Consider the following 26,114-nt stretch of genomic DNA (forward strand, 5'->3'; position numbering starts at 1 on the left):
CCTATAACGAAACATATTGTCTCGTTATTCCTTTGGGATATACGATACATTTGGTTCCGTAATGGATGCAGGAAAATTTTCGATGGAGAAAATCTTGTCTACTTCCACAGAAACAGTGTCTCGCCGCGGAAGGCCGAGGAGCGATGAAGCGCATCAGGCGATCCTGAAAGCGGCTCTGGAAGAGGTATTTGAGGTTGGATTTCGGGCGCTTGGCGTGGATGTGATTGCCGCCAAGGCTGGCGTGGGCAAAGCTACGATCTATCGCCGGTGGCCCAATAAAGCGGCAGTTGTGATGGATGCCTTTCTGGCTGAGGTGGGGCCGGGAACCGGATTTCCGCGTGCACCTCGTGCGGTGGACCGCATCCGGATGCAGATGGAGGCCCAGTCGAAAGCTTTTCGGAGCAAGTATGGGGTACTCATTAAATCGTTGCTGGGCGAGGCGCAGTTTGATCCAGAACTTGCGGAAGCTTTTCGGGAGCGGTGGATTATGCCGAGGCGGCGTATGGCTCGTGAGGTGCTCGAGGAAGCGATTCAGCAAGGGGATCTCCGGGCCGACATCGATATCGACGCTGCCATTGACATGCTTTATGCGCCGATTTATTACCGGCTGCAAATGGGGACTGGTCCTATCACGGAGCAGTATGTGGGTGGGGTATTTGAGCAGGTGATGTCCGGGCTGAGGAGTAGCGAGAAGACATCCACTGTTCGATTGAAACGGTCACCAGTGTCGTGAGATGACGTCGCGAGGTAAAGCGAGGTGGTGGCTATACTGCGGCTACTTCTGCTGCTCCTGGACTTTTCCCATGACTGTTGTTTCGCGTGCCTTGCTTGCTGCCAGCCTTGTGGTTGTTCCCGTTCTCGCGTGTGCCGAGAGCCATAACCCTGCCGATTATCCGTTGCGTTTGCATATCTTTGGGCGCAACCAGACGACGTTCTACCAAAATCGGCAAGCAGAAGAGTCGAAGGGCGAAGGCCGCGCGAATCTGTTTGAAAATGGCGAACCGCAGGGAATGGACTTTCAGTTTGAGTGCGATAAGCGGTTGCAGGTGTCGTCGGGGTACGAGACGTTTCCGGCGAAGTGGAAGAAGCCGAACCAGGAGCTGGTAGTGTTGCTACCGCAGTTCGGGAAACCGGGCAGCTATGACACCTGCAGATTCAAGGTGGAGATGAAGGACTTTTCGTATTTCATGCACGATGGGCGAATGGGTTCGGAGCCAACGGCCGTGTTTAAGCAGTGGATGGTGAAGCATGAATATGATCCGGAGCATGGGAAGAATACCCCTGTTGCCACTGCGCCGGCGGCGGCTGGAGGGCCTGCTCCCGCTGGAGCTTCTCAGCCTTAATTTCTTTTGATCGAGATGGTTCCCACAAAATAAGCCCATTGCTTTCTGGGAGATAGGTGAAGTCTGTAGTGAGATCAGCGGAGCTGTTGCTGCTTTGAAGTCATCGTCAATGCCACGTTAGAGCTAGGGTAGTAAAATAAAGGCGAAGGTGGGCTTCTCCAGATCGTTGCTACCAGCGCGCGTTTGCTGGTTTATGCAATCTTGACTGCCCTTCGATCTTTTGGGAGCTCTCATTCGTGCAGGTTTTCGATACTCCGTTGTCTGAAGTGAAGTTGGTACGCCCGGACGTTCACGGAGACGACCGCGGCTGGTTTGCCGAAATTTTCAGTACGCGCACTTTTGCGGAGCATGGCCTGCCAACCCGCTTTGTCCAGGATAATCAATCGTATTCGCGACACGGTGTTCTACGCGGATTGCACTTTCAACTGGGCAACGAGCAGGGCAAGCTGGTTCGTGCCGCTTCTGGCCACATCTGGGATGTGGCTGTGGATCTGCGGCCGGGATCGCCACAGTTCGGTCAGTGGGCGGGATTCCATCTGACGGGTGAAGTGATTGAGTATCTCTGGATCCCTGAAGGGTTCGGACACGGGTTCGTGGTTCTATCTGAATCCGCGAGCGTGATGTACAAGGTCACGAACCTGTATGACTCCAAGATGGAGCGTGCCGTGCGCTGGGATGATCCTACGCTCGGGATTGAGTGGCCGATTGATGGTTTTGAGCCACAGCTCTCCGCGCGTGATGTTGCGGCCCCGCTGTTGAAAGATGCTGAATTGCCGATTGCCTACAAGGAACCCGTCACGCGTAGCTGATCGTATTCCGAGATGACCTGAGCGAGTGACTCGCGCCAATCGGGCATCTGGAAGGCGAGTTTTGTCGCCAGCAGGGAACAGTTCATGCGCGAGTTCGCTGGACGCTTTGCGGGGGTCGGATACGCTTCGGTTGGCACCGGATGCAGTGTTGCGAACTTCACGTTCGGTTCGTAGTGCGCAGCCTGTCGAAGTATTTCTTCGGCGAAGCCAAACCAGGTTGTCTCTCCACCGTTGCAAGCGTGATAGTGACCGCCCAGGTGACGCACAGCGTCTTCTGCGTTTGAACCTGCTTTGTCGATGACGAATAGCGCCAGTCGCGCCAGGTCGCGTGCCCATGTGGGAGCGCCAAACTGGTCAGCGACGATGCTCATAGATTCTCGTTCGCGGGCCACACGCAGGATGGTGCGGAAGAAGTTCTTGCCGGTTGCGCCATAGACCCAGCTTGTTCGAAAGATCATGTACGCAGCGCCGCTGTTTGCGAGGGCCTGTTCGCCTTCCAGTTTTGTGCGCCCGTACGTGCTCAATGGGCCGGTTGCATCCGTCTCTACCCACGGTTTCAGGCCGTCGCCGGCGAAGACATAATCCGTTGAAAAATGGATCACCGGGATATGCAGGATTGCAGCTTCTTCGCCGAGAACGCCCGGCGCGACTGCGTTGATGGCCTCCGCGAGTTCGACTTCCGATTCGGCTTTGTCGACTGCGGTGTACGCCGCGGCGTTGATGATCCACGCTGGCCGATGCTTGCGCACATACGCGCGGATCGCATCGGGTGATGCAAGGTTCATCTCTGTGCTGGTTGGCGCGAGGATTGATTGATTGCGGAGACGGAGGAGGCTGACGACCTCGCCGCCTACCTGACCGGACGCGCCTGTGACAAGAATGGGTGCAGCAGAGGTCACCTAGTAGAACCGCTCTTTCAGGATGCGACGGAGATAGACGGCATACGAACTTTTGCCGATCTTCTGAGCCAGTGCGTCCAGTTGCTCGCTGGTGATCCATTTTTTACGCCACGCAATCTCTTCCGGGCATGCGATCTTGAGGCCCTGGCGACGTTCGATTGCGTGGATGAAGTTTGAAGCTTCCAGGAGGGAATCGTGCGTTCCGGTATCGAGCCATGCGATGCCACGGCCCAGGATTTCAACCTGGAGCTGACCCTTTTCGAGATACCAGCAATTAACATCGGTGATCTCAAGTTCGCCGCGAGGCGAGGGCTTCACACTCTCCGCTGCCTCGATGATCTGGGAATCGTAGAAGTAGAGTCCGGTGACAGCGTAGTTGGATTTCGGATGTTCCGGTTTTTCTTCGAGAGAGATGGCGCGTCGTTGATTGTCGAACTCAACGACACCATAACGCTCAGGGTCGCTGACCGGGTACGCGAATACCGTGGCGCCTTGCTGGCGCTTGGAGGCTTCCATCAGAGTCGGCTGTATATCGTGACCGAAGAAGAGATTGTCGCCGAGAACGAGGCAGCAGCTATCTCCATCAAGAAACTCGCGACCGATAAGGAATGCCTGCGCGAGACCGTCTGGCGAAGGCTGCACAGCATATTGAATGGAGATGCCCCATTGCGAACCGTCACCAAGAAGGTGCTCGAAACGAGGTGTGTCCATGGGCGTCGAGATCAACAGGATCTCGCGAATGCCCGCGAGCATGAGGGTCGACAGCGGATAGTAAACCATCGGCTTGTCGTAAATCGGAAGTAGCTGCTTGGAGACTGGCAGCGTTACGGGGTGGAGACGCGTCCCAGAACCCCCAGCGAGAATGATGCCTTTCACTTCTGTACCTCACGAGCGGAGTAGTTCTGCTCGATCCACTTTCTGTAGTCGCCGCTCGTCACGCCATGGACCCAGTCCTGATTTGCGAGGTACCACTCTACCGTCTTTCGGAGGCCACTTTCAAAACTTTCTGCGGGCTTCCAACCGAGTTCCGTTTCGATCTTTGTCGCGTCGATCGCGTAGCGACGATCATGTCCTGGGCGGTCCTGCACGTGTGTGATCAGCTTGCTGTGCGGGACGTTCTGCGAATCGGGTAAGAGTTCGTCGAGCAACGCACAGATGGTCTTCACCACGTCGATATTGGCGCGTTGGTTGCAGCCGCCGACGTTGTAGGTTTCACCCGGCTTGCCGCGTTCCAGTACTGCGCGAATGGCGGAGCAATGATCCTTTACGAAGAGCCAGTCGCGAACCTGCAGGCCATCGCCATAGACAGGCAGGGGCTTGCCTGCCATCGCGTTCAGCAGGATCAGCGGAATCAGCTTTTCCGGGAAGTGGTAAGGCCCGTAGTTGTTCGAGCAATTGGTGATTGTCGTCGGGAGGCCGTAGGTGTGATGCCATGCACGAACGAGATGATCACTCGCTGCTTTGGACGCAGCGTAGGGGCTGTTTGGAGCGTACTGCGTGGTCTCTGAGAATGCCGGGTCATTGGGTTGCAGCGTCCCGTATACCTCATCGGTCGAGATGTGATGGAAGCGGAATGCGGAACGCTCTTCGCCGGTGAGCGTTTCGTAAAATTCGCGCGCCGCGTTCAGGAGCTGATGTGTGCCACCGATATTGGTGTCAAAGAATACTTTTGGGCCAAGAATCGAACGATCGACGTGGCTTTCAGCAGCGAAGTGAATGACGGCTTGAAAACGATGCTCCCCAAAGAGGCGTTTCAACAGGTCGGCATCGCAGATATCGCCGTGAACGAACGTGTAGTTGGGATTGTCCTTCAACGACTCAAGAGTCAGCGGATTACCGGCATACGTCAGCTTGTCGAGATTGACGAGAGGTGTTCCAACGGTTTCGAACCAGTCGAGTACAAAGTTGGCACCGATAAAACCCGCGCCACCTGTTACCAGCACGGGGGCTTTCTGAAAACTCATACCAACCATCTTATCTTTTGAGCGGCTCTCTCTTGAGTTTTCTGAGTGCCGTTTCCGTGAGCGAATATCCCACGATGAAACTGCGGCAGCTTCTGTGTCTTTCTGTCGGATATTGGCTCTGTTTCGCGACGCTAGATCGTAATCAGCGCGACGGCGGGCAGGGCGAGGAGCATGCCGATGCGCTGGCGACGGGACGTTTTCTCGTGTAGCAGCCAGGCTGCAAGCAGGATGGTTCCTGCGGGGTAGATGGAGGCGAGAACTGCTGCTACGTCGAGGCGTCCGGCGCGGGTGGCGGCCAGGTAGCTGAGGTTGCCACCGGTGTCGAGCAGCGATCCTCCGAGGATGTAAAGCAGCGTCTTGCGATGGCGTGGATCGGGATGGCCCTTTTCGCGGAATCCGACTGCCAGAAGCAAGAGCGAGATGGCCAGTGCGGTGGTGGATGAGCCGATGCGGGCCGACGCCATGCCCCACAGAACGCCCGATTGCCCTGCGAACTTCAGGGCCACGAAGTACATGCCGAACCCGATGCCGCCGAGGATGGAAAGCACCATCGCCTGGCGGGAGGCGGTGTGTGTGGGATCGCTGGTGGTTGCGATCATCCAGATGGCTGCACCGGCGAGGAGGAAGCCGACGAGGCGTGGCAAGCCGGGTGCGCCGTCGAGAAAGGCGGAGACAACGGCGGGGACGATGGCGCAGAGGAGTCCGCTGACGGCGGCTGCCGAGCCCATGTGACCAGTGGACAGCGCGATGTAAAAGGCCACCAGCGAGACGGATGCGATGACTCCGCCACCGATACCCCACCATAGGGTTGTGCCGGTGGGGAAGGGGTTGCCCTGCAAAGTGGCCAGGGTGGCGACGACGGCGAGGCTGACGAGATGGCCGATGAAGACGACCAACAGTGCTCCGCGGACGGTGCTGCCCGCGCGGCGAACGGCGATGGAGCCGGCGAAATCGCCACCACCCCACAGGGCTGCGGCAAGCAGTCCGAAGGCCGCATTTGCCCCTAGGAAGGTCATACTTGATGTTACCCTCTGGGCTTCCTTATGGGTTCCTGATGGCTTTTTGCTGTGCTGGAGGAGTTTGACCGCTGTTGTCTTCGCGGAATGATGATGGCGGATTCTCCTGAGAGAATCCGCCATCGTATGTTCTGAATTGTTTTGTTGCTTTCCCGATTCGTTATTTCTGCGGAGTGGTGGTGGTGCCGCCGGTTCGCATCATGTTTTCTGCGGTGGGGTAATAGCCCTTCTTGGCGACGATATTGAGGTCGGGGCGCGTTACGCGGACTTCCACGGTGCGGAATTTGCCGTCGGTGATGGCCTCGTGGGAGTAGTAGCCGACGGTGTATTGCAGACGGATGTCTTCGGCAACCTTGGCGAAGCTTTCCTCAATGCCCTTGCGGCTCCACTGCGAGACGGCTTCGCCGCCTGTTGCCGTAGCGTACTGTGGCAGGACGTTTTCACGCATTGTGTAGGGGATGTGGTACTTGTCGAGCCAGCCAACATAGGGGGTGGCGGAGTCGCCGACGACCGTGGAGTAGATCGCGATCTTGTTGGTCTGCAGGAACTGAACTACGTCCTTGAACTTGGTTTTGGAGCCGTACTCCTTGCCGTCGCTGACGACATAGATGATGCGGCGGCGCTCGCCGGGACGCTTGGCGAGGGACTTGGCGGCTTCAAAGATGGCGTCGTTGAGCGGGTGCTGTTCCTTGGGCGGCGCCTGGAAGGTGGATGCGGAGTTGCGCACCGGTGCGGTGTTGGGGTCGAACTGGTGGCCGTTGATGTTGGTGGTCTGGGACAGCGGGCCCATGGGCGAAGCGAGGTAGGCTTCGCGGCCGGTGGACTTGGCACGGTCGATGGCGGCGAGGGCGCGGTTGCTTTGCGCGCCGGTGTACTCGGTGACCATCTTGGTGCTGTTGTTGTAGGTGAAGATTGCCATTTCGTCGTAGGGCGTGAAGGCTCCCTTGACAGCCCCGAGGGCGTCGTTGACTCGCTGCATCACGTCAAAAGGCAGTGACTGGTCGACGACGAAGGCAATTGATAGCGGGAAAGGATCGCTGGCGAAGTATTGGAGTTGCTGGCGGATGCCGTTTTCGTAGACGCGGATCTCGCGCCAATCGATTGCGGGAACCAGCTTGCCGGACTTGTCCTTCACCGTGAAGGGAATCTGGACGAAGTTGACGTTTGCATGGATGGTCTGGACGCGACCACCGGGGCCGAGTTCGGCCTTGATGTCCGGAGCGGCCTGGTCGGCTTCGGGGACTTCGTTCTTATGCTGTGAGCTCGGAAGCGACGAACCGGGAACCACGCCGCCGTTGCCACCGTCGTCAGTGCTGGTGCTGGTGGTAATGCCCTTACCGGGTGTAACGCCAGCGGCTTCAGGAATGACGTTGGGACGCGGGCCGTCGGGGATTGCCTGCTGCTGACCCGCCTGTGCGCCTGCTACCGTAACCAGACCCGCCGCCAGACCTGTTGCCAACACCGCTGCCAATCCAAGCTTTACCAAGACAAAACTCCTTCAATTCGAACGCAACTGTCCCACCAAGAGTATCAGCCGAGGGTTTGGCGGCGGAATCTGGCGGTTCCTTTCTGTTGGACGCAATGGAGGGCTGCATCGTTGTCGTAGACTTCAGGGCGTGGTGTACCGTCCAATACTTCGTATGCGCTTTTCTGCTCTCGCCTTAGCTGCCGTGATGTCGCTTGCCGCCTCTGCATGGGCGCAGGATGCTCCTTCGCCCATGGGGCCACCACCGGCGAGCTCGGCTCCGAAGCAGGAAGAAGTGGTTGCCGATGGGCAAACGCTGAAGGTTCAGGTGAACCTGGTGAACACCTACTTCTCCGCGCGCGATAAGGGCGGGTTCCTGACCGGGCTGCACAAGGATGATTGCTCGCTGAGCGAGAACAACGATCCGCAGGTGATCAAGAATTTCACGCAGGAAAAGAAGCTGCCGCTGACGATCGGCATTTTGCTGGACACGAGCGGATCGCAGCAGAATGTGTTGCCACTGGAACAGGAGAGCGGCGCAACGTTTCTGAAGGATGTGCTGACGCCGAAGGATGAGGCGTTTCTGATTTCGTTCGACATCAACGTAGACCTGCTGGCGGACTACACGAACAGTCCGGCTGCTCTACGCAGGGCGATGAACAAGGCGCAGATCAATACGGGGGCTGGCACCGGGTCTGTCACGGGCAACAGCACGCCGAAGGGCACGCTGCTGTATGACGCCGTGTACCTGGCGACGCACGAGAAGCTTCACGATGAAGCTGGGCGCAAGGTCATTGTGATGTTGACCGATGGCGGTGATCAGGGCAGCCAGGTGAAGTTGAAGGAAGCCATTGAAGCGGCGCAGAAGGCGAACACGATTATCTATGTGATCCTGATCAGCGATTCCGGCGGGTTTGGCTTTGGTATGGGCGGGCCGATGTATTCGGTGGGCAATCCTGCAGGCGACATGGACAAGTTGACCAAGGAAACCGGTGGTCGCGTGATCAACGTGGGACACAACGGTAAGAAGCTGGATGATGCCTTTGCGCAGATCAGTGATGAACTGCGGACGCAGTACCTGATCAGCTATACACCGAAGAACCAGAAGTTCGACGGGACCTTCCGAAACATTGCCATCTCGTGCGGTAAGGATGTGAAGATCCAGGCACGCAAGGGCTACTACGCAATGGCGGATTCAAACACCGAATAACTGATAGCTGGTCTGAAAAGGTAGTGCATCCTTTTTTGCGTTAGCGCTATCTTAGGTGGAAACGCTCATAAGTTTTTCCCCGGGGAAGATGCGGTCCAAGGTGTACTTTGTGACCGCCAGGTCTAAGTAGTGACGCAGGACAACGAACGAAGAGAGAAGTCTTCCGGCCATCCGATGCCGGGTGATGCGGCGCAGGCGAATTCGTTGCTGGCGGCGATTGTGGAGTCGTCGGACGACGCCATTATCAGCAAAGATCTGGACGGCACCATTACAAGTTGGAACGCCGCCGCACAACGCATCTTCGGCTACACCCCAGAGGAAATTGTAGGCAAGTCCATCCTGACGTTGATTCCCCCGGATCTTCAGGATGAAGAAAAGACCATCATTGCCCGGTTGCGGAAGGGCGAACGCGTGGAGCACTTTGAGACGACGCGCGTCGCGAAGTCTGGCAAGCTACTGTCGCTGTCGCTGACGATTTCGCCGGTACGGGATGCAAGTGGCCAGGTGGTGGGCGCTTCGAAGATTGCTCGGGACATCTCTGAGCGGCAGGAATTTGAGCGACGGCTGGTGGAGACGGAAAAGATTGTCGCCACGGGGCGCATGGCTGCAACGATCGCGCACGAGATCAACAATCCCCTGGAAGCTGTGGTGAACCTGATCTACCTGGCACGGTTGAGTCCTACCGTGAATGAACAGGTACGCGAGTATCTGCGGCTGGCGGAGCAGGAGATTGAGCGCGTGTCGCTGATTGCGCGGCAGACGCTGGGGTATTTCCGGGAGACGGCCGTGCCGGTGGATTTTCCGGTGAGCGTTCTGCTGGATGAAGTTCTGACGGTATACGGTGCGAAGCTGGCCTACAGCGGCATTGACGTGCATCGTGACTATCATCCGGCGCAGCCGCTGATGATGCGCAAGGGCGAATTGACGCAGTTGTTCTCAAACCTGGTGGCGAATGCGATTGATGCCATGCCGGAGGGCGGCGATCTTTCAGTCACGGTTGGGCCTGAGGGTGTGTCGCCTGCGCATGGTGTGCGCGTGCAGATGGCAGACACGGGCACGGGTATTTCTTCGGAATTGTTGGAAAAGATCTTCGAGCCGTTCTTCACGACGAAGGAACAGCGTGGTACCGGTATAGGATTGTGGCTCTCGCGGCAGTTTGTGGAGGATCACCGCGGTAGTATTGCTGTGACCAGCAAGACAGATTCCGAAGATCATGGCACCACGTTCCACATTTTTCTGCCGTATGAGAATGGCTTGACGCAGACGACTGTGGCCGGTGAGAGAGGCAATGCATGAGTACCCTTCGCCTTCAGGGCGATTCGGCGTTTCCCCCGCCGCCGCATGATGCGGTTGCACAATTTGGTGAACGTTCCGCTCCGCGCAGACGGCGTGTACTGGTGGTGGATGACGAACGGTTGATCGTGGATACCGTGGTGCAGATCCTGAATATCCATGGCTATGACGCGTTTGGTGCGTACTCCGCGAACGACGCGATGAAGCTGGCTGAAAGCTTTCTGCCAGACTTCCTGCTGTCTGACGTGATGATGCCGGGCACGAATGGCATTGAACTGGCCGTAGCGGTGCAGGAGATGCTGCCCGAAGTGCGGGTGTTACTGTTCTCGGGACAGGCAGGTACCAGCCAGTTGATCGAAAACCGTAACCTGCCGTTTGCGCTGGAAGCGAAGCCAATTCATCCGGACAAGTTGATCAAGACGCTGGAGAATCTGGGACGTCGCCGGTAAGTTGCTCGCCTTAGGGTGCGGACGCTTTCTGTAGAAGTATCTCCGCCTGCTGCTGCGGGTTGAGCCAGGCCGGTGTGCCGGTGCCGAACCATGTGACGCGGTTTGCGCTATCCAAAAAAACAAATAAGGAACCGCCGTCGGTAGCGAAGTTCTCCAGCAGTGGCGCGGATGTGTACTGCGCGTGGATGACTGGTTCGTGCGGGTCTCGTTTTGCGCTTGTTAGGGGCGGCGTTCCGATCAAGACCAGGGATGCCTGTTGCCCCGGAGCGAGACGGGTGCGGAGTGAGTCAACCGCAAGCGAGAGCGCGGGAACGTCTGCTGCAGTGGCGTTTTCGATCACCAGTAGCGTGGACTTGGTGCTGGATGGTGGGCGATGCGGCATGGGTGGATACGTGCCGCGCGTGATGGCAAACGCAGGTGCTGTTTGCGAGAGCCATTCGTAACGAGTGCGTGCGCGTTGTGCGGTGTACTGATCCGTTGTGGATAGCGGTGCGGACCTCTGCGCGATGCTTTCCAGTAGTAGTGATTTTTGCGTTTGCTCTTCATCCTTGCGACCGGCAGCGTGCAGAAGCGCGAGCGTGTGCCATGCTTCTGCTTCGCTGATGCCGGGAGTGAGCGTGGTGTTCTTTCCGGCCACTGCGGTGAGCAGGTCGGGCTGGCGAAGCATGGCTGCGGTGATGCCCTGTTCGGGGCGCATGATTTCCAACGCGTTGATGGCGTAGGTGAAGATGCCGTCCGTCTCTGCGGTGTAGGGGAGGCGCTTGTGCATCTCCTGAAGTTCGTCGATGGCGCGGGCGACCTGTTGCAGATTCAGGTCGGCCTGCAGCAGCAGAGCGAAGCCTGCGACGAGATGTTGCGAGTTCGCAGGCAAAGCCTCTCTGCGTGTGTACCAGCGTGCCGCGGAGTATGTGCCATCCCAGTCGCGACCAAGAGCGCAGAGGCGTGCGAGAGCGAGTTCTTCATCGCCTTCGTGCGCGGTGTGTTCAATGCGGTTGCAGTCGTCTTTGGCTTGGACCACCGTGGTCTGGAACGCGGCGAGTTCCACCTCAGACCAGTTCGCCATGTCGGAACGGATGCGATCAAAGAGGGTAAGAGAATCGGAGAGAACGGTGCTGGGCGGCAGGTCGTTGCGTGTGACCGGTGTGGTCTGCTGACCATGCAACGTTGCTGTGACGAGAAACGCGGCGGTCATCCACGCGGAAAAACGCATGGCAGGATTGCACCTGCTCCGCACGGATGTGTCAACCGCGGCGGAGCAGGTGCGTGCGACTAAGCTTCCATGGCTCCGCTGTAGACGGCCATGCCTGCTACGGCGTCCACGCCCATGGCGTCGAGGTCGTCGACTTCCTTCTTTTCCTTGATGCCACCGGCGACGATCAACTGCTTTGCTGTGCAGGCGCGCAGAATGCCGGCGATGTCCATGGGGAAGCCGGACATGGTGCCTTCGGTGTCGACGTGCGTGTAGAGGAAGGCGGTGCAGTCGTTCTCAAGCCACGTGACGGCTTCCTCGGGTGTGAGGTCGACGCTTTCCTTCCAGCCCTTCACTGCGACCTTGCCGTGCTTGGTGTCGACGGAGAAGACGAGCTGATCTTCGCCGAGTGTCTTGTTGAGCGACTCTGCGAAGTTGAGGTTCATTACGGGGTGGCGCTTGCGGTCGGCCTCGTTGTCGCCACCGAAGAGCGTGGAGCCGTAGATGACGCGCTTGGCGCCAAGGTCGAGCATGCGCTGGCCGTCTTCTGCGGTGCGAAGGCCGCCGCCCACCTGGCAGATGAGCTTCGATGTGAACTGCTGGATGAGTGCGCGGTTGTCGCCCTGGCGCATGGCGGCGTCGAGGTCGATCAGTTGCACGAGCGGGTACTTGGAGAAGCGGTCGATCCAGTAATCGAAGTCGTCAAAGGCGAGCTTGAGTTTTTCACCCTGGACAAGCTGGACGATCTGTCCGTTCATGAGGTCGATAGATGGAATGAGCATGACTCTTCTAGTGTCGCAGCTTTGCGGTGGTGACCGCCACTATTGGGCGCGGTTCCGTAGGGCTCGGCGTGTGTACAGGCCGTGGATGAGCGTGGCGGCGAGCGCGGTCCAGCCGGTCTGGTGCGATGCTCCGACGCCGCGGCCTGTGTCGCCGTCGAAGTACTCGCTGAACAGAATGAGGTTCTTCCAGTGGGGATCGTCAGCGTAACGATGTTCGCGACCGTGGCTGGGGCGATAGCCATCCTTGTCCGGAAGGAAGAGATTCACCATGCGGCGGGAGATGTCCTCCGAGATTTCTACGAAGGTCTTTTGTTCGCCGCTGCCGGTGGGGTATTCCATGGTGAAGCTGTCGCCGTAGACGAGGTAATAACGCTCGAGCGCGGTGATGAGCAGCATGTTCATGGGGAACCATACGGGGCCGCGCCAGTTGCTGTTGCCGCCGAACATGCCGCTGTCGCCCTCCGCGGGAACGTAGCGTACGGTGAAGCGTTGGCCGTGGATTTCCGTCTCGAAGGGATGTTCGAGGTGATGACGCGAAAGGCCACGGATGCCGTGTGGCGAAAGGAATTCTGACTCGTCGAAGACGCGGCGGAGGATGCGTTCCATGCGGTCGCGCGGAGCGATGGCGATCCAGCGCGAGTTGTCGATTTCAGGATTGCCGCTCTTCGCGGTGGTCACGAAGTTCTTGAGTTCGGTCTTGTAGTCGAGGAACCAGTCGAGGCGCTTTTTGAAATCGTTCAGGCCTTTGACGGTGCCTTTCTTCAGGATGCAAACGGCGTAGAGCGGTGCGATGCCGACGAGGCTGCGTGCCTTGAGTGCGGTGGAGTTGCTGCCGTCGGTTCTTTCGAGGCGGTCGAAGTAGAAGCCTTCTTCCTCATCCCACAGGCCGTTGCCGCTGCTGGAGTTGATGGCATCGATGATGGAGATGTAGTGCTCGAAGAACTTGTTTGCAATGTCTTCGTATGCGGTGGAGCGGCGGTGCGCAAGTTCGAGCGCCATGGTGAGCATGACGGAGCAGTAGAGACCCATCCATGCTGTGCCATCGGCCTGGTGCAGGAGGGTGTCCTGTGGCAGCGGGATGGAACGGTCGAAGACGCCGATGTTGTCGAGGCCGAGGAAGCCACCGCCGAAGAGGTTGCGGCCGGACTGGTCGTTGCGATTGACCCACCAAGTGAAGTTGAGCAACAGCTTTTGGAACGCGCGTTCGAGGAACTCAATGTCGCCTTCGTTGTTCTTATCAATGCCGAGGCGATAGACGTGCCATACGGCCCATGCATGCACGGGCGGATTGACGTCGCCGAATGCGAACTCGTATGCGGGCATTTGCCCGTTGGGGTGCATGTACCACTCGCGCAGCAGGAGCAACAGTTGGTTCTTTGCGAACTCCGGATCGATCTGCGCCATGGGAATCATGTGGAATGCGGTGTCCCATGCGGCGAACCATGGGTACTCCCACTTGTCGGGCATGGAGAGAACGTCGCGGCAGAAGAGGTGCCGCCACTCCGCAGACTTTTTACTGCGTGGCGGTGGCGCGACTTGTGTGGAGTCACCGCTCATCCACTGCTGCGCGATGAAGTAATAAAACTGCTTGCACCACAGCAGTCCCGCGTATGCCTGGCGCGAGACGTTGCGCTCTTCCTTGGTGGCCTGGAGCGGAATGTGTGTTCCATAAAAATCGTTTGCTTCTGCGATGCGCTGGTCGAAGATGGCTGCGGCCTGTTCGGCTTCAATTCGCGGTGGGTGCGGCATGTCTGCTGTGGGCAGGCGGACAAGGCGCAGGTAGACGTTGCGGCTTTCACCTGCGGGGATGGTGTCTTTGAAGAGCAGCGCGCAGCGTGTGCCCTCTGTGTGTTTCACAGCGTTGGCGTCACCGTGGACGATGAAACGATCGAAGCCGTCTTTGCTGTAATGCGGCTCGCCCTTGTAGTTGGGATCGAGGCGGAAGAAGTTGGTGTCGTTCTCCGTGAAGAGCAGCTCAGCGGGTGTGAGTTGGCTGCCGGTGAGCGCGTAAAAGTTATATGTCCCCAGCATCTTGTGGACGGCGCGGACGCCTGTCTCTGCGCGCTTGCGAATGATGGGGCGCGTTTTGCCGGTGGCTTCAAGATTGCGCCATGACCAGTTGTTGCGAAGGGTCAACGTTGGCAGCATGTAGAGCGGTGCAGCGTCAGGGCCGCGATTGGATGCGGTGATGCGGATGAGCGTGTCTTCATCGTCAGCCTTGGCGTACTCGATGAGGATGTCGAAGTAACGGCTCTCGTCGAAGATGCCGGTGTCGAGCAGTTCGTACTCAAGGTCGTTATAGCCACGACGCTTGTTCTCTTCGCGAAGTTGCTGGTACGGGAAGGCACGTTGCGGATACTTGTAGAGCGCCTTGCAGTAGCTGTGCGTGGGGGTGGCGTCGAGATAGTAAAACTGCTCTTTGACGTCTTCGCCGTGATTGCCTTCCTGGTTGCCGAGGCCGAAGAGGCGCTCCTTCAGGTGTGAGTCCTGGCCGTTCCACAGCGCGGTCGAGAAGCAGACGCGGCATTGACGGTCAGTCCATCCGAGAAGACCGTCCTCACCCCAGCGATAGGCGCGGTACTGCGCCATCTCGTAGGGAAAGCTGGTCCACACATTGCCATCGGCGGAGTAGTCTTCGCGCACGGTGCCCCACTGGCGTTCCGGAAGGTAAGTGCCCCAGCGCTGCCAGTTTTTTTGGCGGGTCCGATTTTCTTCTAAGCGATGTTCTTCGGCGGTGGTGTGTGACATGGGTTCTTTGATGCTCAAGTGTCCGATAGGTCACAAGCTGATTGGGATACCACATTTTTGTTAGTGGATGTTGCAACGTCTGGCTATGGGTTAGTGTATTGGCGCTTGACCGGGCGTGCATGTTGGCTTGGAATTGGCGGATGAAACTTCTTCGTGCGTTGGTGTTGTGTGTTTTGAGTGCGGGTGTTGCGGTGGCGCAGACGAATCCACTACTGGATCATGCGGACCCATTCATTACGCTGCATCCGGTGCAGGGCAAGTATGTGTTGCTGGCGACGACGGGCAACAACATTACGCTTTGGAGCGGCGCTACGGTGCCTACTGCGGCGCAGGAGAGCAAGGTGGTGTTCACTGCTCCTGAGGGAATGGATCAGGTGTGGTCGCCGACGCTGTGGCAGATGCAGGGCAAGTGGTGGATCTACTTTACGGCTCGCATGAACAAGGGCGGCCATGCGATTTATGTATTGTCTTCTGACGCGAAGGATGTGTTTGGCAGTTACACGTTTCATGGAGCGCTGGAGCTGGGAAGACCTTCGATTGATCCGTCGTTGTTGATGGTGAAGGGCGTGCCGTACCTGATGTATGTGACGGTGGATCGCGGTGAGAATGCGATCTGGATGACGAAGCTGTCGTCGCCGTTGCAGCCTGTGGGTGAGAAGGCTTTGATTGCGGAGCCGGAGTATCCGTGGGAGCGTGGTGCGGGGACGACGAAGAATTATCCCGTGAATGAAGGGCCTACGGCGCTGTATCACGCAGGTAAAACGTTTGTTGTGTATTCGGGGAGCGATACGGCTTCGCCGCGGTATTGCCTGGGCTTGCTGACGTTTCGTGGAGGCGATCCGTTGGTGCGTGCGAACTGGGTGAAGACGAAGGAGCCGGTGTTTGAGGCGAATCCTGCGAATGGGATTTATGGGCCGGGGCGTGGCACGTTTGCGCAGGATGCTGGTGGTTGGTGGTTGCTGTATGCGGCGAAGGCTACGGATGATCCAACGTCGCGGAATCGTGCGGTGCGGGCGCAACGATTTGTTTGGAAGGATGGCGTGCCGGTGTTTGGTGTGCCGATGATGGGCCGATCAACTCTCGCTGATCGGCCCTGTTGGTCTTAGAGTTGGTTTTTGTTTACAGGCGGACTGGGACGCCGTGTTGTTGCAGTTCGCGTTTGAGTGCCCAGCTATCGGTGATGCCGAAGTGGAAGATGCTGGCGGCGAGTGCTGCGTCGGCTTTGCCGCGACCGAAGACATCGGCGAAGTGCTGTGCGTTGCCTGCGCCGCCGCTGGCGATGACGGGGATCTGCACGGCCTGCGAGACGCGTGCGGTGAGTTCGTCGTCGAAACCGGTGCGTCGGCCGTCAGAGTCCATGCTGGTGAGCAGGATTTCGCCTGCGCCACGCTGCTCGGCTTCAATGGCCCAATCAACTACTTTCAAGCCCGTGTTTTTGCGGCCGCCGCTTACGTACACTTCGGCGTCGCCCACAGGATCGGATGAGTCCGCGGCACGCTTGGCGTCGATGGCGACGATGACGGCTTGTGCGCCGAAGCTACTGCCGATTTCGCCGATGAGCTCGGGGCGCGCGATCGCGGAGCTGTTGATGCTGACCTTGTCTGCGCCTGCAAGGAAGACCTGTTCCGCGTCTTCTGCGCTGCGGATGCCGCCGCCTACTGTGAAGGGGATGAAGAGTTTGTCTGCGGTGCGTTTTACGGTGTCGAGAAGCGTTCCGCGGCCTTCGTGTGTCGCGGTGATGTCGAGTAGTACGATCTCGTCCGCGCCTGCCGCGGCGTGGCGGTGCGCGAGTTCGGCGGGGTCACCGGCGTCGATGATGTCGACGAATTGAATGCCTTTGACTACGCGTCCGGCACGAACGTCGAGGCAGGCGATGATGCGTTTGGTCAGCATTTACTTCGTCCCCATCTTTCTCTGAGTCAAATCAACCAACTCGTCTCGATCTGAAGGATCAAGCTTCTCAAGCGGAATGAATAGGAATCGCTTCTTGGCGACGTAGATCAACAGCATGTTGTTGTTACTTACGGCTTTGTATAGGCTCGGCCAGAAAAAGCGGCCTTCACTCGCTCCGTGGATACCTGAAATCAAATGCTCATCGTTGGCGCTCAGGTAGCACTCGTGATTCTGGTCGTCTTTCGGAAACATCTGCTTGAACTGTTTCCGAAAGTTATAACGACGTAACAGTGGAACCAAGACGGCCAAGCTAAGCAGCCAGAGACTGGGGATGTATCCCGCGATTGGCCAACGCAAATCTTCATCTGGGACCGTACGCATTGCAGAGAAAAGCATCAGGAGGCCGAGTGCGGGCATGACGAGTGTCCAGAACAGCAGAGAGAAGCGTGTTGTCGGATGCTTCTTCACGTGCAGAGCTTGTGCGGCTAAATAATCTTTGAGCTCGAGACGATAATTCGCTTCCATTTAAAGCTCCACAAAATTGCGAAGTAGCTGCAAGCCGGTGTCACCGGATTTTTCTGGGTGGAACTGGACTCCCATTACGTTGTCGCGTTCTACGGCTGAGGTGAAGGGGCCGCCGTAGCTGGTGGAGGCTGCGGTGTCTTTGCTGATGGGCGCGCGCCAGGAGTGGGTGTAATAGACGAACTCGCCGTTGGTGATGCCGCGCAGCAGTTTGCTGTCGGGGCGGATGTCTTCGAGGGAGTTCCAACCGACGTGTGGGCTTTTGAGTTCGGCTCCGTTGAAGATGGCGGGGAAGCGTTCGCACTTGCCGCCGAAGGCGCAGAGGCCGTCTGTGCTCTCGGCTTCCGTCGAGCCTTGATAGAGCCACTGCAGTCCCACGCAGATGCCAAGGAAGGGCACGCCGCGTGCGATGGCTTCGCGTGTGGCCTCAGTCAATTGCAGGTCGTGTAGAAGCTGTGTGGCACGGAAGTGGCCCACGCCGGGAAGGACGATCTTGTCGGCCTTGCGCACGTCGTCGGGCGATTGCGTGATGTTTGTCTTTGCACCGAGGTAGTTAAGCGCCTTAACCACGCTGGTGAGATTGCCGGCTTTGTAGTCGATTACTTGGATCATGATTTTTCCGAAGCGTAAATGCCATCTTCTGGCACGCCGGGTTTTATTGAGACGGAAACGCGTTGTGAAGCGATGTGACCTTCAACGCCGAAACAATGGCCAAGAAGAATGGTTATTTGTTCTGACGAGAGCTCAATGGAAAGATCAGACAGCACGTTTTGTTGGTTGAACCAGCGGAGTTCCATAGACGAGATTTCTTCAAACGAAAACGTAACAATTGCATGTTTGTTGAGCTTGTAGCGGCTACGTTCATCCACTTCGTTTGTCATCTCGAATGTATGGACGTGAAGGCGGGAACGACCAGCGCGGTGCAACTCAATGTCGACCACCTCTGCATCATGGAAACTCGGCCAACAGCCGAACCAATCCACAATCGCTTCGTGGCCTGTAATGCTTTGGTATGCCAGTTCGTCTGCCATCGTCTTCGCCGATCTCTAGAGCGCGCCTTCAGCGCTTGGTTCTGCTTTGGTTCGTCTACCGAGGCCTTCGGCCTCGGCTAATATGTTGGCGCGCCTTTGGTACTTGTTCTTGTTAGACCGCACCTGATTCGTTCAGCCAAACCAGGCAGCAAACGAGTGCTACGAGCAGTGCAGCAATTCGTTTCCAACCAAAGCCAAACCAGCCGAATATAAGAGCGATCAGCGCTGCAATGGCACCACGACCAACCCAGTTAGACAGGTCATTAACATGACCGTACAGGCCGCCCCAATGTCGGCTCACAACTCTTAAGATCACCATGCAGGCGAGTGAGGCTATATTCGCAATCATCGCGACTGTGAATAGCCAAACTCGCCACTTTGGTGAGGAAGCCATCGTTAGAGCAATCCTTTGGTGCTCGGCAGCAGGTCTTTCATGCGTTCGTCGCGGCTTACGGCTCCGCGCAGGGCTCGGGCGAAGGCTTTGAAGATGGCTTCGATTTTGTGGTGGTTGCTGCGGCCGTACATGGTTTTTACGTGGACGTTGCAGCGGCCGCCGCGGGCGAAGCCGTCGAAAAAGTCGGTGACGAGTTCGGTTTGCATGTCGCCGACGATGGCTACATTGACCTGATCGTCTACGGCGTAGCCGACGCGGCCGCTGATGTCGATGGCGGCGACGGCGAGTGTCTCGTCCATGGCCATGACGAAGTAGCCTGCGCGAAGGATGCCCTTCTTGTCGCCGAGTGCTTTATCGAATGCTTCGCCGAGTGCGATGCCTACATCTTCAATGGTGTGATGCTGGTCGACGTCGAGGTCGCCGTTGCAGACGAGGTCGAGATCGAAGCCGCCGTGGCGCGTGAAGAGTTCCAGCATGTGATCGAAGAAGCGGATCCCGGTGCGGACGTTGTAGGTGCCCTGGCCGTCGAGGTTGAGGCGCAGCTTGATCTTGGTTTCAGTGGTGTTGCGATCAACCTCCGCGATGCGTGGCGATGCGGTGGCAGCCACTGCGGGAGTGCCCGGCTGATTGGCGAACGCTTCGGTGTATGCGGGTGCGGTGTGGAGGTCGCTGCCGTTTTCGGGGTTACTCATAGTCGGGTGTCTCCTTCGGTTGTGTCTCCGGCTTGTTCACTTCGGCGGGCGTCCATCCCATGCCTGCAAGCGTGTCGCGGAGTGCGGCGATGCCGGTGGTGATCTGATCTTCAAGGCCGATGGTGATGCGCACGCAGCCATCGAGGCCGGGGTCGCTGCTGCGGTCGCGGACGAGTACGCCACGTGCGCGCATGCCGTCTACAAATTCCTTGTGGCGCGGGCCAATGTGCATCAGAACGAAGTTCGCGTGCGACTGCCAGTAGGGCACCTTCATGTTGGCCAACGCTTTGTAGATGCGTTCGCGGCCTTCGGTGATCTGCGCGACGTACCAGTCGATGTATTCGGTGTCGTCCACGCTGGCGTTGACGGCGGTGAGTGCGATGCCGTTGACGTTGTACGGCGAGCTGGCTTTGCGGAGATGGTTAATCAGCTTAACTGGTCCGGCAATGGCGCCGACGCGCAGGTTGGCGAGACCGTAGGCCTTGCTGAAGGTACGAGCCATGAGGATGTTGTCCAGTTCGCCACGAACAAGGTCGTCCATGATGGATTCGCCGAAGAAGTGGAAGTACGCTTCGTCGACGAGGATGACCGCGTGTGGCGCGGCTTTGGCGATGGTGCGGATCTGTTCGCGCGTGATGGTGTTGCCTGTTGGGTTGTTCGGCGAGCAGAGGATGATGAGCTTGGTCTTTGGTGTGATGGCTGCGAGCATGCGCTCGTAGGGGAACTCAAGCTTGTCGTCCATCTGGATGCGAACGAGCTTCGCGCCCATCGCCATCGCGTTGACGTCGTACATGAAGAACGACGGCGTTGCGAAGAGGCATTCGTCACCTTCTTCAAGGAAGGTGTAGGTGACGAGGTGAATGCCTTCGTCGGTGCCGTTGGCGAGCAACACCTGCTCTGGCTTGAGGCCGTAGTGTGCGGCGACCTTGGCTTCTACTGGGCCACGCTCGGGATAGATGGTGAAGCTTTCCAGCGAGAGTGTGCTGAGCGCTTCACGTACGCGCGGCGATGGTGCGTGCGTGTTCTCGTTGAAGTCGAGGCGCAGAGCGTCGCGGCCGCCGAGGGGCGGGTGATACTCGGGCATGGCGAGGATGGCGCGGCGGGGTTGAATGTCGCTCATCGTTTGCCTCCTTTTCTGCGGATGCGCACGGAGTTGGCGTGCGCGATGAGGCCTTCGGCCTCTGCGAGTGCGATGGCGTGCGGCGCGAGTGTGGCGAGGCCGCTGCGCGTGTAGTTCTGCACGGTGATGACTTTGAGGAAGTCGTTCACGCTGAGTCCACCACGCATGCGACCGACGCGGCCCGTGGGCAGAACGTGGTTGGGGCCGCTGATGTAATCGCCCATGGATTGCGGCGAGTAGTTGCCGATGAAGACACTGCCCGCGTTGATGACCCACTTGAGGTCCTTGTCGCTATCGACGGTGAGATGTTCGGGTGCGAGGCGATTGGTGATGGTATGTGTCTCTTCGATATCGCCGCAGAGGAACACAGTGCCGCGTGCCTTCAACGAGATTTCGGCGAGCTTGTTGCCCTTGGCTTGCAGCTTGGTTTCCGCAACAACGTCGCGTGCGAGCTGTTCGTTTGCAGTGACGAAGACGGCGAGTGTTTCGGGGTCGTGCTCAGCCTGCGCGACTAGGTCGGCGGCGATGCCTGCGGCGTTGCCTTTTTCGCTGGTGACGACGATTTCCGTGGGGCCTGCGGGCATGTCGATGCCGCACTCTGTGCTGGCGATGATCTTGGCGGCGGTGACGTAGAGGTTGCCGGGACCGACGATCTTATCGACATGTGTGATGGTCTGCGTGCCGTAGGCGAGTGCCGCGATGGCCTGCGCGCCGCCGGTGCGATACATCTCCGTGATGCCTGCAAGGTGCGCTGCGGCGAGTGTTTCGCGTGCTGGCTTGGGCGAGCATACAACGATGCGCTTTACGCCTGCGACGGATGCGGGGATCGCGGTCATCAGCAATGTCGAGGGAAGAGGAAAGCGTCCGCCGGGGACGTAGCAGCCAACGGATTCAAGCGGGCGAACGATCTGGCCTACGGTGACGCCGGGTGTGTTCTGCGTCATCCACTCTTCGGCCTTCTGTTGTTCGGCGAAGCTGCGGATGTTTTCTGCTGCGGTTTGCAGTGCTGCTTTTAGTTCTGGTGATGTTTCATTCCACGCGGCAAGCATTTCTTCCTGCGTTACGCGGATGGGGCCGTTCAGGCTGTCGAACTGCGCTGCGTATTTTAGGAGAGCTTTGTCGCCGTTCTTCTGTACGTCGCGCATGATCTTGCGAACAATGGGTTCGACTTCGGCGGTTTTGACTGCACCGCGGCGCTCGAGTGTGGCGAGGAGTTCGTAGGCGTTGGCTTTGGCGCGGCCTGTGGTCTTGATGAGCTTCATTGGTCGTCCCTTGTTGCATTCCCATGGTGCGAGAGGAATGCAGGTCCTTCGACTTCACTTCGTTTCGCTCAGGGTGACGCACGGTGTGCGTATGAGCTTCGCTGTTCCTCATGCGAGCTTCGTTGTATGAAGCTCGCATGAGGAGGCTGTTCTACAGAACGACCTTGCTCAGCGGATATTCGACGATGCCACTGCCGCCTGCTGCCTTGAGCTTGGGGATCACTTCGCGGACGGTGCTTTCGGGCAGGATGGTGTTCACGGCGACCCAGTTTTCATCCTTCAAATGCGACACGGTGGGCGACGAGAGTGCGGGCAGGATCGACAGGATTTCGTCGAGGTTTGCCTTGGGTACGTTGAGCATGAGGCCGACCTGCGAGAGCGCGTTGATGGCGCCGTTGAGCATGAGCGCCAGGTTGTCGATCTTCTGCTTCTTGAACGGATCGGCGTAGGCAGCCTTGTTGGCGATGAATTGCGTTTCGCTTTCCATCAGAAGGTCGATGACGCGAAGGCGGTTGGCGCGGAGGCTGTTGCCGGTCTCAGTAACTTCAACGATGGCGTCGCAGAGCATGGGCGGCTTCACTTCGGTTGCGCCCCAGGAGAAGTCGACCTTAACGTTGATGTTCTTTTCGGCGAAGTAGCGCTTGGTGTACTCGACCAGTTCGGTGGCGATGACTTTGCCTTCCAGGTCTTCGGGCTTCTGATAGGGCGAGTCTTCGGGAACGCAGAGAACCCACTTTACCTTCTGGCGGCTGGCCTTGGAGTACGTGAGCGACGTGATGCGCTCAACGTCGGAGAGGTTCTCAAGGATCCAGTCGTTGCCGGTAAGGCCTGCGTCGAGCGAGCCGGTTTCCACGTAGCGTGCCATCTCCTGCGCGCGGACGAGCATGCATTCGATTTCGGCATCGTTGATGGAAGGGAAGTAGCTGCGGCCCGAGGGGTCGATTTGCCAGCCAGCGAGTTTGAAGAGGTTGAGTGTGGCGTCCTGGAGGGAGCCCTTGGGGATGCCGAGTTTGAGTTTCTTGCTCACTGTTTTCTCCGAAGTTTGGAAACTTGTTGTCGCGCTGGGCGCGTTACTTGCCGAGTTCGATTTCTTTGGTGAAGCAGCTTACGGTGCCTTCGTGGCAGACCAGGCCGTCGCCTTCCACTTCCACCTGGAAGAGCAGCGTGTCAAAGTCGCAGTCGGTGCGGACGCTGACAATCTTCAGGCGGTTGCCGCTGGTCTCGCCCTTCATCCACAGCTTGTTGCGTGTGCGCGAGAAGAAGGTGACGAAGCCGGACTCGAGGGTGCGGCGGTAGCTCTCTTCATTCAGGAAGCCGAGCATGAGCATCTGGCCGGTGGCTGCGTCCTGCACGATGCCGGGGACAAGGCCGCCTGCTTTTGCGAAATCGATGGTGGGTTGCGGTGCTGCTGTGGTCATACGTTCCTCAAAGTTTCTGTGTGTCGTTTGCGATGAGGCGGACACAACAAAGCCCGCCGGTGAGCATCGCTCGGGCGGGCTGGTGATGAATCGAATCCTGTGCGTTTTGCCTGACTACCGCTTTGCACCGGACACCGCCGCCGTCGCGCTGATGTGCGCGTGGTGATGATGGCCGTGATGATGCGTGCGGACGAGCATTGCAGGTATAAGGCTACCCGCGATGCGGACGGTATGTCAATTATTTCAGTGCGATGAAGAGCTGCATCAGCGGTCTATGCAGCAGCGTTGCGGTGGCGTATCTTCCTTACGGAAGTACTCTTTGGAGGACATTTCGTATGAAGTTTTTCCGCTCGCTTCCCCTTCTTGCACTGGCGCTGACCCTGCTGCCGGTTTCACCCGCGCAGAGCAAGCCGGCAGCCAAGGCTGCTGCAACTGCTCCGACCCCCCCGGCGATGACCATGGGTGATCCGCTGGATATCAATACTGCGTCGCTGGACCAACTGCAGGCTCTGCCGGGCATTGGCCAGGTGTACTCGAAGAAGATCATTGATGGTCGCCCGTACACGGCGAAGAACCAGCTTGTGTCGCGCGGGATTGTTCCCAAGGCGACGTATGACAAGATTTCGTCGCAGATTGTGGCGAAGCAGGTTAAGAAGTAGCTTCGAGTTTCGCGCATGAGAAAGGGGAGCCTCGCGGCTCCCCCTTTCTGTTTGTGCGTTTCGTTAGCCTTTGAGGGCTGCGTTGACCAGTTGCTTGGCTTCGTCCTGAATCTGGCGGAGGTGGTCTTCACCCTGGAAGCTTTCCGCGTAGATTTTGTAGACGTCTTCCGTGCCGGAGGGACGTGCTGCAAACCAGCCGTTTTCCGTGGCGACCTTCAGACCGCCAATGGATGCGCCGTTACCGGGTGCCTTCGTGAGGATGGCAGTGATGGGTTCGCCTGCCAGTTCCTTGGTCGTGACCTGTTCCGGTGACAGTTTGCCGAGTTTGGCCTTCTCTTCCTTGGTGGCTGCGGCGTCAATGCGCTGATAGACCGGGTTGCCGTAACGCGCGGTGAGCGAGTGGTAGAGTTCGCCGGGATCCTTGCCGGTGCGTGCGGTCATTTCGGCGGAGAGCAGGCCCATGATGAGGCCGTCCTTGTCGGTGGACCATGCGCCGCCGTCGAGACACAGGAACGATGCGCCTGCGGACTCTTCGCCGCCGAAGCCGAGTGAGCCATCGGAGAGACCGTTGACGAACCACTTGAAGCCGACAGGCACTTCGAGAACCTTGCGGCCAAGGCCAGCGCCGACGCGGTCAATCATCGACGATGACACGAGAGTCTTGCCGATGGCCGCATCCTTACGCCAGTTGGGGCGGTTGTCGAAGAGGTATTCGATGCTGACGGCTAGGTAGTGGTTGGGGTTCAGCAGGCCGGTGGATTTGGCAACGACGCCGTGGCGATCGTGGTCGGTGTCGCAGGCCCAGCTTACGTCGAAGTGATCCTTGTTCTGGATCATGCCAGCCATGGCGAAGGGCGAGGAGCAATCCATGCGGATCTTGCCATCCCAATCGATGTGCATGAAGCGGAAGGTGGGATCCACGATGGTGGAGAGCACCTGCAGCGGCAGCTTGTATTTGTCTGCGATGCGCTGCCAGTAATAGACGCCTGCGCCACCGAGAGGATCGACGCCGAGCTTGAGGCCGCTGGCGGCAATGGCTTCCATGTTGACGACGTTGGAGAGGCCGTCAACGTACTCGGTGATGTAGTCGTGCTTCGTCGTTGTGGAGGCCTTGAGCGCCTGCTCGAATGCGACGCGCTTTACGTCTGCGAGCTTCGCTTTCAGGATGTCGTTGGCGCGGTTCTGCACCCAGCCGGTGACGTCTGTGTCGGCGGGGCCGCCGTTGGGGGGGGTGTACTTGAAGCCGCCATCCTCCGGTGGATTGTGCGAGGGCGTGATGACGATGCCGTCAGCCAGGCCGTCCTTGCGGTCCTTGTTGTAGTCAAGGATGGCGTGCGAGAGCGCGGGCGTTGGCGTGTAGCCGGGCTGGCCGTTGGTCTCGGGTGTGCCTGCGCCGATGCGCGTGGCAACGCCGTTGGCTGCGAGGACTTCAAGCGCGCTGCGGAATGCGGGTTCGCTGAGCGCGTGCGTATCCATCGCGAGAAAGAGCGGGCCGGTGATCTTCTGGCCTGCGCGGTACTCACAGATGGCCTGTGTGATGGCGAGGATGTGGTCCTCATTGAATGCGCCGTGGAGCGCGGAGCCGCGATGGCCGCTCGTTCCGAAGCTGACCTTCTGCGCAGCATTGTCCGCGTCAGGATGCAGCGTGTAGTAGGCGGAGACGAGGCGGGGCAGGGCGGTCAGACGGGGTGGATCGGGCAGTTTTCCGGCGTTCGGGCTGTTGCTCATCAGTGCGCTTCCTCAAAGAAACAAATTGTTGCAGAACGAACCCTGCGAGTGTATCGCGAGAGTGTTTATTCCCGTTTTGGGATTCCGGAAGCTTGGATGCGGAAATTATGTCTGGCGTGTTGTCGCTGCAGCGAAGTTGGTGGGGTTCTGTCGTTACACTGAAGCTCTCCTAAATAGGCACTCGGACAGCAAACGGCCCTGATGGTATATGGCCTTTTGCATCGTGTG

26 protein-coding genes are annotated in these 26,114 nt (G+C 58.4%); 8 read left to right on the forward strand and 18 right to left on the reverse strand.

Annotated elements, in window-relative coordinates; all coding sequences use genetic code 11:
• The first annotated feature begins 94 nt into the window (after nucleotides 1-94).
• The 3 genes from M504_RS19635 (at nucleotide 95) to rfbC (ending at nucleotide 2,152) form a co-directional block, all read left to right on the forward strand.
• On the forward strand, nucleotides 95-733 hold the full coding sequence (locus M504_RS19635; protein ID WP_198137721.1) for a TetR/AcrR family transcriptional regulator: 639 nt from the start codon (nucleotides 95-97) through the stop codon (nucleotides 731-733).
• A gap of 70 nt (nucleotides 734-803) precedes the next feature.
• Entirely contained in the window at nucleotides 804-1,343 is a 540-nt protein-coding gene (locus M504_RS19640) for a hypothetical protein (RefSeq protein WP_047497612.1), read from the forward strand.
• A 236-nt stretch (nucleotides 1,344-1,579) separates the two neighbouring features.
• On the forward strand, nucleotides 1,580-2,152 hold the full coding sequence (gene rfbC / locus M504_RS19645) for a dTDP-4-dehydrorhamnose 3,5-epimerase (protein WP_047497615.1): 573 nt from the start codon (nucleotides 1,580-1,582) through the stop codon (nucleotides 2,150-2,152).
• Here the strand turns inward: rfbC and rfbD are convergent.
• From rfbD to M504_RS19670, 5 genes are all read right to left on the reverse strand, one after another.
• A complete protein-coding gene (rfbD, locus tag M504_RS19650; protein WP_047497616.1) occupies nucleotides 2,125-3,051 on the reverse strand; it encodes a dTDP-4-dehydrorhamnose reductase in 927 nt (308 codons plus the stop codon). The genes rfbC and rfbD overlap by 28 nt on opposite strands.
• The gene (gene rfbA / locus M504_RS19655) at nucleotides 3,052-3,927 is read right to left on the reverse strand and encodes a glucose-1-phosphate thymidylyltransferase RfbA (protein WP_047497618.1); all 876 of its coding nucleotides are present in this window, start codon (nucleotides 3,925-3,927) and stop codon (nucleotides 3,052-3,054) included.
• A complete protein-coding gene (gene rfbB / locus M504_RS19660) occupies nucleotides 3,924-5,015 on the reverse strand; it encodes a dTDP-glucose 4,6-dehydratase (RefSeq protein ID WP_047498021.1) in 1,092 nt (363 codons plus the stop codon). Before rfbB ends, rfbA begins: the two co-directional genes overlap by 4 nt.
• A gap of 131 nt (nucleotides 5,016-5,146) precedes the next feature.
• On the reverse strand, nucleotides 5,147-6,031 hold the full coding sequence (locus M504_RS19665; RefSeq protein ID WP_047497620.1) for a DMT family transporter: 885 nt from the start codon (nucleotides 6,029-6,031) through the stop codon (nucleotides 5,147-5,149).
• A 160-nt stretch (nucleotides 6,032-6,191) separates the two neighbouring features.
• On the reverse strand, nucleotides 6,192-7,517 hold the full coding sequence (locus M504_RS19670) for a VWA domain-containing protein (protein WP_047497623.1): 1,326 nt from the start codon (nucleotides 7,515-7,517) through the stop codon (nucleotides 6,192-6,194).
• A 154-nt stretch (nucleotides 7,518-7,671) separates the two neighbouring features.
• Here M504_RS19670 and M504_RS19675 point away from each other — a divergent pair, with 154 nt between their 5' ends.
• From M504_RS19675 to M504_RS19685, 3 genes are all read left to right on the forward strand, one after another.
• Nucleotides 7,672-8,706 carry a VWA domain-containing protein gene (locus M504_RS19675; RefSeq protein ID WP_047497627.1) on the forward strand — a complete coding sequence of 345 codons (1,035 nt, stop codon included), beginning with the start codon at nucleotides 7,672-7,674 and terminating at the stop codon, nucleotides 8,704-8,706.
• Between the two features lie 129 nt (nucleotides 8,707-8,835).
• Nucleotides 8,836-10,002 (forward strand): nitrogen regulation protein NR(II), encoded by a 1,167-nt coding sequence (locus M504_RS19680; RefSeq protein WP_232296380.1) that lies wholly within the window; start codon nucleotides 8,836-8,838, stop codon nucleotides 10,000-10,002.
• Entirely contained in the window at nucleotides 9,999-10,448 is a 450-nt protein-coding gene (locus tag M504_RS19685) for a response regulator (protein WP_052201101.1), read from the forward strand. The genes M504_RS19680 and M504_RS19685 overlap by 4 nt, the downstream gene beginning before the upstream one ends.
• A 10-nt stretch (nucleotides 10,449-10,458) precedes the next feature.
• Here M504_RS19685 and M504_RS19690 read toward each other — a convergent pair whose 3' ends face one another.
• Genes M504_RS19690 through M504_RS19700 form a run of 3 tightly spaced genes read right to left on the reverse strand, consistent with a single transcriptional unit; the run spans nucleotide 10,459 to nucleotide 15,167 of the window.
• Complete coding sequence (locus M504_RS19690; protein WP_047497630.1) at nucleotides 10,459-11,658, reverse strand: hypothetical protein; 1,200 nt, start codon at nucleotides 11,656-11,658, stop codon at nucleotides 10,459-10,461.
• Between the two features lie 59 nt (nucleotides 11,659-11,717).
• The gene (locus tag M504_RS19695) at nucleotides 11,718-12,419 is read right to left on the reverse strand and encodes a HisA/HisF-related TIM barrel protein (RefSeq protein WP_047497632.1); all 702 of its coding nucleotides are present in this window, start codon (nucleotides 12,417-12,419) and stop codon (nucleotides 11,718-11,720) included.
• 39 nt (nucleotides 12,420-12,458) lie between these two features.
• Entirely contained in the window at nucleotides 12,459-15,167 is a 2,709-nt protein-coding gene (locus tag M504_RS19700) for a glucosidase (protein ID WP_047497635.1), read from the reverse strand.
• 140 nt (nucleotides 15,168-15,307) lie between these two features.
• On the opposite strand from M504_RS19700, the gene M504_RS19705 reads away from it, so the two are divergent.
• Nucleotides 15,308-16,273, forward strand: a complete 966-nt coding sequence (locus M504_RS19705; RefSeq protein ID WP_047497637.1) for a glycoside hydrolase family 43 protein — start codon at nucleotides 15,308-15,310, stop codon at nucleotides 16,271-16,273.
• Between the two features lie 13 nt (nucleotides 16,274-16,286).
• Here M504_RS19705 and hisF read toward each other — a convergent pair whose 3' ends face one another.
• From hisF to hisI, 9 genes are all read right to left on the reverse strand, one after another.
• Nucleotides 16,287-17,060, reverse strand: coding sequence for an imidazole glycerol phosphate synthase subunit HisF (hisF, locus tag M504_RS19710; protein WP_047497640.1), 774 nt, complete (start codon nucleotides 17,058-17,060; stop codon nucleotides 16,287-16,289).
• Nucleotides 17,061-17,585 carry a YcxB family protein gene (locus M504_RS19715; RefSeq protein WP_047497642.1) on the reverse strand — a complete coding sequence of 175 codons (525 nt, stop codon included), beginning with the start codon at nucleotides 17,583-17,585 and terminating at the stop codon, nucleotides 17,061-17,063.
• Nucleotides 17,586-18,194 carry an imidazole glycerol phosphate synthase subunit HisH gene (gene hisH / locus M504_RS19720; RefSeq protein WP_047497644.1) on the reverse strand — a complete coding sequence of 203 codons (609 nt, stop codon included), beginning with the start codon at nucleotides 18,192-18,194 and terminating at the stop codon, nucleotides 17,586-17,588. It lies immediately after the preceding gene.
• The gene (locus M504_RS19725) at nucleotides 18,191-18,613 is read right to left on the reverse strand and encodes an Imm50 family immunity protein (protein WP_047497646.1); all 423 of its coding nucleotides are present in this window, start codon (nucleotides 18,611-18,613) and stop codon (nucleotides 18,191-18,193) included. Before M504_RS19725 ends, hisH begins: the two co-directional genes overlap by 4 nt.
• A 396-nt stretch (nucleotides 18,614-19,009) precedes the next feature.
• The gene (gene hisB / locus M504_RS19735) at nucleotides 19,010-19,699 is read right to left on the reverse strand and encodes an imidazoleglycerol-phosphate dehydratase HisB (protein ID WP_084214573.1); all 690 of its coding nucleotides are present in this window, start codon (nucleotides 19,697-19,699) and stop codon (nucleotides 19,010-19,012) included.
• Nucleotides 19,692-20,819 carry a histidinol-phosphate transaminase gene (gene hisC, locus M504_RS19740; protein ID WP_047497652.1) on the reverse strand — a complete coding sequence of 376 codons (1,128 nt, stop codon included), beginning with the start codon at nucleotides 20,817-20,819 and terminating at the stop codon, nucleotides 19,692-19,694. Before hisC ends, hisB begins: the two co-directional genes overlap by 8 nt.
• The gene (gene hisD, locus M504_RS19745) at nucleotides 20,816-22,081 is read right to left on the reverse strand and encodes a histidinol dehydrogenase (protein WP_047497655.1); all 1,266 of its coding nucleotides are present in this window, start codon (nucleotides 22,079-22,081) and stop codon (nucleotides 20,816-20,818) included. The genes hisC and hisD overlap by 4 nt, the downstream gene beginning before the upstream one ends.
• 151 nt (nucleotides 22,082-22,232) lie before the next feature.
• Nucleotides 22,233-23,108 (reverse strand): ATP phosphoribosyltransferase, encoded by an 876-nt coding sequence (gene hisG, locus M504_RS19750; protein ID WP_047497658.1) that lies wholly within the window; start codon nucleotides 23,106-23,108, stop codon nucleotides 22,233-22,235.
• 43 nt (nucleotides 23,109-23,151) lie between these two features.
• Nucleotides 23,152-23,499, reverse strand: a complete 348-nt coding sequence (gene hisI / locus M504_RS19755; RefSeq protein ID WP_047497661.1) for a phosphoribosyl-AMP cyclohydrolase — start codon at nucleotides 23,497-23,499, stop codon at nucleotides 23,152-23,154.
• Nucleotides 23,500-23,834: 335 nt separating this feature from the next.
• Between hisI and M504_RS19760 the strand changes: the two genes are divergently transcribed.
• Nucleotides 23,835-24,158 (forward strand): helix-hairpin-helix domain-containing protein, encoded by a 324-nt coding sequence (locus tag M504_RS19760; RefSeq protein WP_047497662.1) that lies wholly within the window; start codon nucleotides 23,835-23,837, stop codon nucleotides 24,156-24,158.
• A 63-nt stretch (nucleotides 24,159-24,221) separates the two neighbouring features.
• Here the strand turns inward: M504_RS19760 and pgm are convergent, their stop codons facing one another.
• Complete coding sequence (gene pgm, locus M504_RS19765) at nucleotides 24,222-25,886, reverse strand: phosphoglucomutase (alpha-D-glucose-1,6-bisphosphate-dependent) (RefSeq protein WP_047497665.1); 1,665 nt, start codon at nucleotides 25,884-25,886, stop codon at nucleotides 24,222-24,224.
• Nucleotides 25,887-26,114 lie beyond the last annotated feature (228 nt).

It is taken from the genome of Terriglobus sp. TAA 43, assembly GCF_000800015.1.
Taxonomy (GTDB): domain Bacteria; phylum Acidobacteriota; class Terriglobia; order Terriglobales; family Acidobacteriaceae; genus Terriglobus.

Bases quoted from the DNA above. Each gene is read 5' to 3' on its own strand.
- M504_RS19640 (WP_047497612.1), top strand. From the start codon at position 804: ATGACTGTTGTTTCGCGTGCCTTGCTTGCTGCCAGCCTTGTGGTTGTT.
- rfbB (WP_047498021.1), bottom strand. From the start codon at position 5,015: ATGAGTTTTCAGAAAGCCCCCGTGCTGGTAACAGGTGGCGCGGGTTTT.
- M504_RS19665 (WP_047497620.1), bottom strand. From the start codon at position 6,031: ATGACCTTCCTAGGGGCAAATGCGGCCTTCGGACTGCTTGCCGCAGCC.
- M504_RS19675 (WP_047497627.1), top strand. From the start codon at position 7,672: ATGCGCTTTTCTGCTCTCGCCTTAGCTGCCGTGATGTCGCTTGCCGCC.
- M504_RS19685 (WP_052201101.1), top strand. From the start codon at position 9,999: ATGAGTACCCTTCGCCTTCAGGGCGATTCGGCGTTTCCCCCGCCGCCG.
- M504_RS19690 (WP_047497630.1), bottom strand. From the start codon at position 11,658: ATGCGTTTTTCCGCGTGGATGACCGCCGCGTTTCTCGTCACAGCAACG.
- M504_RS19695 (WP_047497632.1), bottom strand. From the start codon at position 12,419: ATGCTCATTCCATCTATCGACCTCATGAACGGACAGATCGTCCAGCTT.
- M504_RS19700 (WP_047497635.1), bottom strand. From the start codon at position 15,167: ATGTCACACACCACCGCCGAAGAACATCGCTTAGAAGAAAATCGGACC.
- M504_RS19705 (WP_047497637.1), top strand. From the start codon at position 15,308: ATGAAACTTCTTCGTGCGTTGGTGTTGTGTGTTTTGAGTGCGGGTGTT.
- hisF (WP_047497640.1), bottom strand. From the start codon at position 17,060: ATGCTGACCAAACGCATCATCGCCTGCCTCGACGTTCGTGCCGGACGC.
- M504_RS19715 (WP_047497642.1), bottom strand. From the start codon at position 17,585: ATGGAAGCGAATTATCGTCTCGAGCTCAAAGATTATTTAGCCGCACAA.
- hisH (WP_047497644.1), bottom strand. From the start codon at position 18,194: ATGATCCAAGTAATCGACTACAAAGCCGGCAATCTCACCAGCGTGGTT.
- M504_RS19725 (WP_047497646.1), bottom strand. From the start codon at position 18,613: ATGGCAGACGAACTGGCATACCAAAGCATTACAGGCCACGAAGCGATT.
- hisB (WP_084214573.1), bottom strand. From the start codon at position 19,699: ATGAGTAACCCCGAAAACGGCAGCGACCTCCACACCGCACCCGCATAC.
- hisC (WP_047497652.1), bottom strand. From the start codon at position 20,819: ATGAGCGACATTCAACCCCGCCGCGCCATCCTCGCCATGCCCGAGTAT.
- hisD (WP_047497655.1), bottom strand. From the start codon at position 22,081: ATGAAGCTCATCAAGACCACAGGCCGCGCCAAAGCCAACGCCTACGAA.
- hisI (WP_047497661.1), bottom strand. From the start codon at position 23,499: ATGACCACAGCAGCACCGCAACCCACCATCGATTTCGCAAAAGCAGGC.
- M504_RS19760 (WP_047497662.1), top strand. From the start codon at position 23,835: ATGAAGTTTTTCCGCTCGCTTCCCCTTCTTGCACTGGCGCTGACCCTG.
- pgm (WP_047497665.1), bottom strand. From the start codon at position 25,886: ATGAGCAACAGCCCGAACGCCGGAAAACTGCCCGATCCACCCCGTCTG.